Here is a 9,985-nt window from a genome sequence, read left to right as displayed (position 1 = left end):
GAGAATTGAAAAATCATATGAAGAATTTCAAAAAGAGTACAGGTAAAATTTTACTAGCATCCGGATTAGTAGTTTCTATGTCAGCTTGTAGTGTAACTAATTTATTTGGAGAAAAAGAAAAAACAAATACTGAATCTGGTAAACAAGAAAGTAAAGAAACTAAGACAGAAGGTAAATCATCTGAAACAAAGGAAAAATCAACTAACTCAAAAGAAGAAAGTAAAGATGTTAAGATGATTATGGTTTTACCTGAGGATTACCCACAACTTATGGTAGACATTGAAGAAGACTTATTAAGACGTCTAGATTACTATGATGCTTCTGTGAGGGATAATAAAAAGGGAAGTAAGTCAAATGAAGAGGTACGAGATAGTATTAAAGACTTAGATAAAGTATTTAATAAAATAGAGCGTATAGATGCACCAGGAAAATATAAGGAAGATCATAAGGAAATTGTAAAAGCTGTTCAAAAGTTAAAAGAATCTTTCAAAGAAGTATCGAAATTATTTGATTACTCTAAAAAACTTAAAGATACGGATGATGCAATCATAGATAAAGCAAACAATAAATTAGATGAAGCAAAACGCATTTGGAAACCTGTATTTGATAAGTTAAAAGCGGAAGCTAAGGGTAGTTCAACAACTACTTCTACAACAAGTGGTACTAGTTCTTCTAACTCACCGAGTTTATCTAGTGGTAATACAGTTAAAACATACAGTACCCAAAATAAAACTGGTATATTCAAAGGAAAAATTGATACACCAGACGAGGATTCGGCTAAGTTTAAGAATGTACAGAACAACTATAAAGACGGTACAGAGCTTGTAGGTAATTGGGGTATTGATTACGGAGACGGAGTCAAAACTACGTTAGTCCTAAAAGCAGATAAGACATTTGAAACATATGCAAATGGTTCTTATCCAAATAAAGATAATTACTTAACAGGAACATACCAAGCAGACGTTTCTTCCCATCAGTTAACGCTAATGGTGGAAAAAGGAACTCAAAATGGTCAAGAAGTGAAATTGGAAAGACCTATTTATTCATCATATGAGGTTAAAAATTTAGATGGTAAAGCATTACAGATTTTCCACATAGACGAACAAGTAACAATTTGTTATGTAAAACAATAAATAACTAAAAGAACTCTGTAAAATGATTTTTACAGAGTTCTTTTCTTAGTTTTAATTTATTATAAACGATCAGACTTTTTTATAAACTATCAAAATTTATTTCAAACGCATAACTATATTTATTAACCTACCAATCTCCTACTCAACAGTAACAGACTTAGCTAAGTTACGTGGCTTATCAACGTCACACTCGCGGTGAAGTGCTGCGTAGTATGAGATAAGTTGTAATGGAATAACTGCTACTAGCGGTGCTAGCGCTTCGTGTACAGCTGGTAATACGAAGCTGTCACCTTCCATTTCTAAGCCTTTCATTGAGATGATACATGGGTTAGCCCCGCGTGCTACTACTTCTTTCACGTTACCACGAATTCCAAGGTTTACGTGCTCTTGTGTAGCAAGTGCAATAACTGGTGTACCATTTTCAATTAAAGCGATTGTACCGTGTTTTAACTCTCCTCCAGCGAATCCTTCTGCTTGGATGTAAGAGATTTCTTTTAGTTTTAACGCACCTTCTAATCCTACGTAGAAGTCTACGCTACGGCCGATGAAGAAACAGTTACGCGTTGTTGCTAAAAATTGTTTTGCTAATGCGTCCATTTCTTCTTTTTGATCACAAAGTTCTATCATTGCATTTGCTACAAGTCCTAGTTCGTGTGTTAAATCGAAATCAAGAACTTCACCTTTTGCTTTAGCAATATCAGCCGCTAAAATTGAAAGTACTGCAAGCTGTGCTGTGTAAGCTTTCGTTGATGCAACTGCAATTTCTGGTCCAGCGTATAACGGAAGTGTATAATCAGCTTCACGAGAAAGCGTAGAACCAGGCACGTTTGTAATTGTTAATGCTTTATGCCCCATTTCATTTGTTTGTACAAGTACTGCACGGCTATCAGCTGTTTCACCACTTTGTGAAATGTAAATGAAGAATGGTCTTTCTGTTAATAATGGCATGTTGTAAGAGAATTCACTTGCCACGTGTACTTCAACTGGCATTTTTGCAAACTTCTCGATAAATTGTTTTCCAACAAGACCTGCATGATAACTCGTTCCACATGCAATGATGTAAATACGATCGCTATCTAAAATCGCATTGCGGATGTCTTGATTTAATTCAATTTCGCCATTTTCATCTTGATACTTTTGAATTATATTACGGATTACAAGTGGTTGCTCATCGATTTCTTTAAGCATGAAATGAGGATATGTTCCCTTTTCAATATCACTTGCGTCTAATTCCGCTGTAAACGGTGCACGTTCAATCGTTTCACCTTGTAAGTTTTTAATTGTAATACTTTCTTTCGTTACGATTACGATTTCTTTATCCATTAACTCAATGAATTGATCTGTAACTTGTAACATCGCCATAGCGTCGCTTGCCACAACATTAAAGTTGTCACCAACACCTACTAATAGCGGGCTTTTGTTTTTAGCAACATAAATCATGTTTGGATTTTCAGCATCAAGTAATCCGATTGCATAAGAGCCATGTAAAAGAGATAGCGTATTACGGAACGCTTCTTCTACACTTAATCCTGTGCTCACTTGTTGTTCCATAAGCTGTACGATAACCTCTGTATCTGTTTCACTTACGAACGTTACATCTTGTAAATATTCCTTTTTCACTAATTCATAGTTTTCAATTACACCGTTATGAACTAATGTAAAGCGTTTTGATGTACTTTGATGCGGATGCGCGTTTACTTTACTTGGAACACCGTGTGTAGCCCAGCGTGTGTGTCCGATACCTACGCTTGCTGCTACGTTCTCATCTACGATTTCACGAAGTTTTGCGATACGGCCTTTTTCTTTGTATACAACAACACCGTTCTCTGCTTGTACTGCAATACCTGCTGAATCATATCCACGATATTCTAGCTTTTCTAAACCTTTTAATAAAATTTCCTTTGCATCTTGCTCTCCAATAAATCCTACGATTCCACACATGTTTAGTCGCCGTTACAAATGCTTACACTGCTCTGCGAACATGTAACGACATAGTCCGATACCATTTTTATTTATACTAAAAAACGGATTACATATTGCTAGCCCTGTAAGCTTGTAACGGCTTTCACCTTCCTCTCGATTGGGTTTAAGTCCGTATATACTTATACAGCTAGTTTTCATCCGTTCCTCTTCTCTCATCACACTTTCACCTTTGTCCACTAAGTCACCTTAATGATTTAAGTAAAAGCTTGCGGTTGTGATGAACAACCGGGAGTCATCCGCCGAAATCTCGATAAACCCCACCTCGTCAACTACACTATTTGTAGTTCTGGCGCTTTTATAATTTACAATATTTCCTTTGAGAAAAAGAACAAGACCATCTTATAACAAACATGGATAAACCGTCAATGAAATTTTTTTCATCGTCTATAAAACATATGAAAAAGGAGCACTTTTTGTGCTCCTTTTTCATATAAATTCAGCTAATTATTCAGCGCCAACTTCGGCTTTCACAACTTCTACAATGCGATGTACATATGCATCACAAACTTCTTGTGTTGGTGCTTCTGCCATTACACGAATAAGTGGCTCTGTTCCAGATGGGCGAACAAGAATACGGCCATCACCGTTCATTTCTTCCTCTACAACACGAATAATTTCTTTAATTTTTTCATTTTCTAATGCTAATTTTTTATCTGTTACACGAACGTTTACTAGCAATTGTGGGAATTTCGTCATTTCCCCTGCAAGCTCAGATAATGGCTTTTTCGTCATTTTCATGATGTTTACAAGTTGAAGTGCACTTAACATTCCATCACCAGTTGTAATGTAATCAAGTAAGATAATATGGCCTGATTGTTCTCCACCTAGGTTGTAACCTCCGCGCTTCATTTCTTCCATTACGTAGCGGTCACCAACTGCTGTTTTATCACTTGTAATATTATTTGCTTCAAGTGCTTTGTAGAAACCTAAGTTACTCATAACAGTTGAAACAACTGTATTATGTTTTAATTGACCAGTTTCTTTCATGTACTTCGCACAAATGAACATAATTTGATCACCGTCAACGATGTTTCCTTTTTCGTCTACAGCAATTAAACGGTCGCCATCGCCATCAAAAGCAAGTCCGATATCCGCACCTTTTTCTTTTACCAATTCAGCTAAGCCTTCTGGATGTGTAGATCCTACACCCTCATTAATATTCATACCATTTGGAGAAGTTCCCATCGTTGAAATATCAGCTTCTAGGTCTGCAAATAAGTATGGAGCAAGAGAAGAAGTTGCACCATGTGCACAATCTAAAGCGATATGTAGGCCAGAGAAATCTTCTTCAACAGTTTGTTTAATGTACTGTAAATATTTTTGTCCACCTTCAAAGTAATCACTCACTTGTCCAAGATTAGTACCTGTCGGACGTGGTAGTTCATCAACTTCTTTGTCTAATAAAGCTTCAATCTCAGCTTCTTGCTCATCTGTTAATTTAAAGCCGTCTGAACCAAAGAATTTAATACCGTTATCTTGTACTGGATTATGAGATGCAGAAATCATAACACCCGCTTGTGCGTCTAGTGCTTTTGTTAAATAAGCAACGCCCGGTGTAGAAATAACGCCAAGGCGCATTACTTCTGCTCCAGTTGATAATAGCCCTGCTACTAAAGCTCCTTCTAACATATGGCCAGATACACGTGTATCACGACCAATAATTACTTTTGGACGATCTGTATCTTTTGTTAATACATAACCACCAAAACGTCCAATTTTGAAAGCTAATTCAGGTGTTAACTCCTTATTTGCAACTCCGCGTACTCCATCTGTACCAAAATATTTACCCATTATGATTCGCTCCTTTTTCTTGCTCTTTTTGATTGTGATTATCTACTGTTGGTTCTTGACTCGTTTCTTTATCTTTATCTTGATTTTGATTTTGATTTTGGTTTTGATTCTTTTCCTGTTCTTTTTCTGAATCAGGTTCAGGATTTTTTGGTTTCTCATTTTGATTTTCTTGATCGGTGTTTGAATCCGGTTGTTGACCGTTACCCTGTACTTCTTTATCTGGTTTTTCTTTCTTCACAATAGTAACTTTAGCACTTTTTTGTTTTGGCTCTATTGAAATATTACCAGGACCACTCACTTGAATTGAAATATCTTTCGTTCCTGGAGATACATTTTGCAGATTAATTACCGCTGTTATTTGAGCAGCTGTTATTTTATCTACTATACTTGCTTCTCCTGAAATATCAACACTTATCTTTCCATCTTGCGGCGAAAGTAGCTGAGCAGTAACATCTTTAGAAAGTCCATTTTTCTGGATTGGGATACCATCAATCGTTTTTGTTTTCGTTTGTTTTGTTTTTTGCACTCCCACCGAAACCTTCACTTGATTCGGTTTGGCACTTGTTACACCCTTGGGTAATAAAACAGAGGCATCGAATGTTGTAGACTCTGTCAATTGACTAAGATCTACTTCGACCCCCTCTAGCGATTGTATATTATCCAAAATATCTTTTGGACCAGCTATCGTTACTTCTCTCGGTTCAACACTGATATTTGTAACCGCCAATCCTTCTGCTAAACTCCCCTTCTTCGTATACGTTACAGGAACAGTTTTTTCAGTATTATTGGCTGTATTTTGCGTTGCCACATTCAACGTTACACTAATCTTAGATGGACTTGTTCTTACATTTAAACGTTTTCCTTCTTTATTGTATAATGTAACTTCGGGCGTTTTTGTAACAGTTTTATTAACACCTTTTAAATCAACATACGCTTTGGCAGATGAAATGCTTTCAATTTCTTCTTTCGTCCCAACTACCTCAACAGTATCCGGTTTAAGGCTTGATTTTTCTAGAGTAGCCCCCGCTGGCATCTGATCCTCATTTGATAATTTCAGATCTACATGAACATATTTTCTCGCCTTTTCATGAAGAGTAACTTTAATTGTTGATGGCTGAACTGTTCCTTTCACATCATCTGGAAGCCCGTTCGTTTTTAAAGAAATCTCATAAGTTCCTTTTGGACTATCTCGCAAATCAACCGGTATGTCAAATTGTTTTTTTGCTTTTGCTGTAGCAACTGATGCTTTTGGGCCTTCTAATTTTACTTTAACGCCCTCTGCCGGAATACCACTTACAATATATTTCTCCTCATCATACTTAAGATTAATAGCATAATTAGTTAATGTTTCTTTCGTATCATTTGCAAAAGGTAATATACCTGATGTCGTATTTTTTTCAGTTAACGTCGCTGACATAAAAAGCATACACGCCAATAGTAATGAGATCCCTTTTAAAAACCAATGATTCTCCATTAACTTATCCATGACGCTTTCTCCTCCAATTCCATAAAGACGAAGAAGTCGTTTTTTCGTTTCCACTAAATTCAGCTAATAACATATCCTTCAGCTGTTCTGTCTTCAAATCACGATGCAACTTACCATTTTTCGTTAAAGAAATTTGACCAGTTTCTTCAGACACAACTACTGTAATACTATCAGTAACTTCACTAACTCCCATTGCAGCACGATGTCTAGTTCCTAATTCTTTAGAAATAAACGGACTTTCTGATAATGGAAGATAGCATGCTGCTGCTTTAATTGTACTTCCTTGCATAATTACCGCTCCGTCATGAAGAGGTGTATTTGGAATAAAAATATTAATAAGTAATTCCGATGATACGTTTGCATTCAGCGGAATACCCGTTTCCACATAATCACCCATACCGGTCTCTTTTGACAAAGTAATTAATGCACCAATTCTACGTTTCCCCATATATTCGGTTGCTTTTGCTATCGCTGTTGCAACCATTTCAGGTTCATCATCCTCATGCGTTCCAACACGCGAAAATAAACTTCCGCGCCCTAGCTGCTCAAGTGCTCTTCGCAATTCTGGCTGAAAGATAATAATAACGGCTAAAAATCCCCACGTTAATACTTGTTCAGTTAGCCAAGATAGCGTACGCAATTCAAGGAAAATACTGATCATCTTAACGACGATAATAACTGTAATCCCTTTTAAAAGTTGAACAGCTTTCGTCCCTCGGATTATAAGAATTAGCTTATATATAATAAACCATACAATGGCAATATCTAATGCCGTACTAAGATATTTCAAAATGGTCGTATCTTCAAAAGGCATGCTATCCCTTCCTCCTACTTACGAGCAATTCTATCCATATATTGAAATATTGTTTTATGCTCTATCTGTATGTATTTCCAACAACTAGTTAATTATACCATACATGAAACAAACGACAATTACAAACAACCCCCTTTAGCTCAAATTGGTAAGATGTCAAACATTTTTATTGTACAGTATAATATAAATCATTATTATACGCCTATTTTCAAATAAAAAAAGCAACTTCTCAGTTGCTTTTCTTACATTTATTTTAGTTTTTCACCGAATAAAGAACCCATTAAAGCAACTGCTGTTGTTGCCGTTCTATTTCTCTCATCTAAAATCGTATTTACCTCAACAAATTCAGCAGATGTGATAATATCAGCTTCTGCTAACATTTCCATCGCCAAATGACTTTCACGATAAGATAGACCGCCAATTACAGGCGTTCCAACACCTGGTGCATCATGAGGATCAAGACCGTCTAAATCTAATGATAAGTGTACACCATCAGTATGAGATAAATATGCGATTGTTTCTTCCATAACAGCCGTCATCCCCATACGATCAATTTCATGCATTGAGAACACTTTAATACCTTCATTGCGAATGAAATCTTTTTCTCCTTCATCCAATGCACGCGCACCGATAATTACGACATTCTCTTTTTTCACCTTTGGATATGCTCCGTATAAATCTACAAGTGAAGAATGTCCATAACCTAAACTTGCTGCAAGTGACATACCATGAATATTTCCAGATGGTGAAGTTTCCTCTGTATTTAAATCACCGTGTGCATCATACCAAATAACGCCTAAGTTTTTATAATGTTTTGCTACACCAGCTAATGTACCGATAGCAATACTATGGTCACCACCTAATACAAGTGGAAAACGACCTTCTTCTATAATATGATCCACCTTACTTGCTAATTCATTACATACAGTTGCAACTTGTGTAAGGTTTCTTAATTTTGTATTTTCATCTATCTCTTTTTCTCTCTCTATACATATATCTCCCATATCTTTAACGTCATATCCAATTTCTTCAATTCTTTCAATTACCCCTGCATAACGGATCGCGCTCGGTCCCATATCAACTCCACGACGCATCTGTCCTAAATCCATTGGAACTCCAATAACTGAGATTTCTTTTTTCATAGATAGTATCCCCCTTTTATGCCTTCACTAAATATTTTAAATCTTTTATATAGTCTGACTCAACTCGACATTTTTCTGTATGGATATACAATTTATTCACTTATATTCATACTGAAAACCAAATTTCAAGACTATTCTATGTATAAAGTTAACTTAATGAAACAATCGCAATCACTATTATTAAATAATAATAATAAAACACTCCTACATTTAGAAGTGTTTTTCTGATGCTATTTTCCATACTATTGCAATATTTTTTGTTGTCATTTCAATATTTTCTCCTGCTACTTTATATGCTTCTTCTAGTGTCATCGGTCTCGTTGTAATACTAAATACCGCATCTATTCCTTTCTCGTACACAGCTGAATAATCAGATGATACAGACCCTCCAAGAGCAATTACAGGCACAGAAAAACGTTTTGCACGCCCCGCAACACCCACAGGAGCCTTTCCATATGCAGTTTGTTTATCTATTCTACCTTCACCAGTTATAATGAGATTTGCATCTTCTATATGTTTATCGAAATTTGTATAATCTAATACAATTTCAATGCCCCTCCGCAAGTCTCCCTTTAACACTGAAATAACAGCCGCTCCCATTCCTCCCGCTGCCCCTGCACCAGGTATTTCAGATACATCAAAAGATACATATCGTTTAAGCATATTCGCATAATGTTGTAAATTCTCATCTAGCTCTTTCATCATCTCTACATTTGCACCCTTTTGTCTCCCAAATATGAAAGATGCTCCCTGCATTCCGACTAATGGATTATCCACATCACATGCCGCTTCTATCTTTACCCCCTTTAAGCGGGGGTCCATTCGTGAAAAATCAATAGCAACAATCGAATGTAATGTGCCTCCAGATGGATCTATTACTTCACCCTTGTCATTTATAAATCTTACTCCTAAAGCTGCTAACATACCTGCCCCACCATCATTTGTAGCACTTCCTCCAAGTCCTAAAATTATGTACTCCACTCCTTGATCTAGCGCATGTAATATAAGTTCTCCTGTTCCTTTTGTCGTTGTAATAAGTGGGTTGCGCTTTTCAACTGGAACGTGCTGTAATCCTGATGCTGCTGCCATTTCAATAAACGCTGTCTTTTTATCTTTAGAAATGCCATAAAAAGCTTGTATACCTTCTCTAAGCGGTCCTGTCACACTAATTGATATAATTCTCCCCCCTGTAGCATCAACAAGTGATTCAACCGTCCCTTCTCCTCCATCTCCAATTGGTATTTTCACATACTCTGCATTAGGAAAAATTGCTCTAAAACCTCTTTCAATAGCTCCACATACTTCTATAGCTTTTAGGCTTTCTTTATATGAATCAGATGCAATAACAACTTTCACAATTATCTCCCCATCCCTTATTTTTACGTTTTCTTCATTTTAAACGACAAGTATAAAAGTTGTCTTTTTAAAAACAAAAAAAGCTTACATCATATGATGTAAGCTTTTTTATTTAGATGGAGCCTAGCGGGATCGAACCGCTGACCTCCTGCGTGCAAGGCAGGCGCTCTCCCAGCTGAGCTAAGGCCCCTTATTAATTAAGCGGAAGACGGGATTCGAACCCGCGACCCCAACCTTGGCAAGGTTGTATTCTACCACTGAACTACTTCCGCAAAAATGA

General features: G+C 36.5%; 8 protein-coding genes and 2 tRNA genes. 1 reads left to right on the top strand and 9 read right to left on the bottom strand.

Going from position 1 to position 9,985, the window contains the following annotated elements:
* The first annotated feature begins 5 nt into the window (after positions 1-5).
* Positions 6-1,133: a DUF3994 domain-containing protein gene (locus ACQGSG_RS22995; RefSeq protein WP_426948106.1), complete on the top strand. Its 1,128-nt coding sequence runs from the start codon at positions 6-8 to the stop codon at positions 1,131-1,133.
* Positions 1,134-1,271: 138 nt separating this feature from the next.
* Here ACQGSG_RS22995 and glmS read toward each other — a convergent pair whose 3' ends face one another.
* The 9 genes from glmS to ACQGSG_RS22950 all read right to left on the bottom strand — a co-directional run bounded on the left by glmS (position 1,272) and on the right by ACQGSG_RS22950 (position 9,977).
* A complete protein-coding gene (gene glmS / locus ACQGSG_RS22990; RefSeq protein ID WP_000334163.1) occupies positions 1,272-3,074 on the bottom strand; it encodes a glutamine--fructose-6-phosphate transaminase (isomerizing) in 1,803 nt (600 codons plus the stop codon).
* 12 nt (positions 3,075-3,086) lie between these two features.
* Positions 3,087-3,272: a hypothetical protein gene (locus ACQGSG_RS22985; RefSeq protein ID WP_001206405.1), complete on the bottom strand. Its 186-nt coding sequence runs from the start codon at positions 3,270-3,272 to the stop codon at positions 3,087-3,089.
* Between the two features lie 288 nt (positions 3,273-3,560).
* The gene (glmM, locus tag ACQGSG_RS22980; RefSeq protein WP_000521476.1) at positions 3,561-4,907 is read right to left on the bottom strand and encodes a phosphoglucosamine mutase; all 1,347 of its coding nucleotides are present in this window, start codon (positions 4,905-4,907) and stop codon (positions 3,561-3,563) included.
* The gene (locus ACQGSG_RS22975; RefSeq protein ID WP_061140065.1) at positions 4,900-6,393 is read right to left on the bottom strand and encodes a CdaR family protein; all 1,494 of its coding nucleotides are present in this window, start codon (positions 6,391-6,393) and stop codon (positions 4,900-4,902) included. The genes glmM and ACQGSG_RS22975 overlap by 8 nt, the downstream gene beginning before the upstream one ends.
* Entirely contained in the window at positions 6,386-7,207 is an 822-nt protein-coding gene (cdaA, locus tag ACQGSG_RS22970) for a diadenylate cyclase CdaA (RefSeq protein ID WP_001115697.1), read from the bottom strand. Before cdaA ends, ACQGSG_RS22975 begins: the two co-directional genes overlap by 8 nt.
* 248 nt (positions 7,208-7,455) lie before the next feature.
* Positions 7,456-8,349 carry an arginase gene (gene rocF / locus ACQGSG_RS22965; protein WP_000711563.1) on the bottom strand — a complete coding sequence of 298 codons (894 nt, stop codon included), beginning with the start codon at positions 8,347-8,349 and terminating at the stop codon, positions 7,456-7,458.
* Between the two features lie 210 nt (positions 8,350-8,559).
* Positions 8,560-9,705 (bottom strand): glycerate kinase, encoded by a 1,146-nt coding sequence (locus ACQGSG_RS22960; RefSeq protein WP_098605813.1) that lies wholly within the window; start codon positions 9,703-9,705, stop codon positions 8,560-8,562.
* Positions 9,706-9,822: 117 nt separating this feature from the next.
* A tRNA-Ala gene (locus ACQGSG_RS22955) sits at positions 9,823-9,895 on the bottom strand.
* A 10-nt stretch (positions 9,896-9,905) separates the two neighbouring features.
* Positions 9,906-9,977 (bottom strand) — tRNA-Gly (locus ACQGSG_RS22950).
* Positions 9,978-9,985 lie beyond the last annotated feature (8 nt).

Source organism: Bacillus sp. GMa5/1, assembly GCF_050172015.1.
Classification (GTDB): domain Bacteria; phylum Bacillota; class Bacilli; order Bacillales; family Bacillaceae_G; genus Bacillus_A; species Bacillus_A cereus.
The sequence above is the reverse complement of the archived record's forward strand: the minus strand, read 5'-3'. Positions and strand labels throughout refer to the sequence as shown.